Annotated in this window: 1 protein-coding gene; it reads left to right on the top strand. The window is 59.1% G+C overall.

From position 1 onward, the window contains the following. The coding region (locus tag ACTHSP_RS22665; RefSeq protein ID WP_440347088.1) for a TonB-dependent receptor domain-containing protein at nucleotides 1-374 on the top strand (374 nt) is incomplete at both ends.

The raw sequence follows: 374 nt of genomic DNA, 5'->3' as shown, positions 1-374 counted from the left end.
GAATATGTGAACAACTACGAGTGGTACACCCGCTGGCGCAGCGCAGACCGCCGCCTGCAACTCTCCGGCAACCTGTTCCTGAACCACTACCGCGACATGCAGCTCCCCTTCTATCTCGGCACCAACTCCGTCGTCATCCGCAACGCCAAAAAAGTCCATACCTACGGCGCAGAACTTGCCGCCGACTGGCAGGCCACCGACAGCCTGAAACTCACCACCGGACTGGGACTGCTCAACACCAAAATCAAAAGCTATCCCAACAGCGGCATCGAAGGCAACAAACTCGGCCGCGCGCCCAAATACACCGCCAACATCGGCGTGAAATACCTGAACGACAAAGGCTGGGAAGCCGGCGGCGACGTGCGCTTCTACGG

The organism is Neisseria sp. P0001.S005 (genome assembly GCF_051963715.1).
This window is presented reverse-complemented; position numbering and strand designations above follow the sequence as displayed.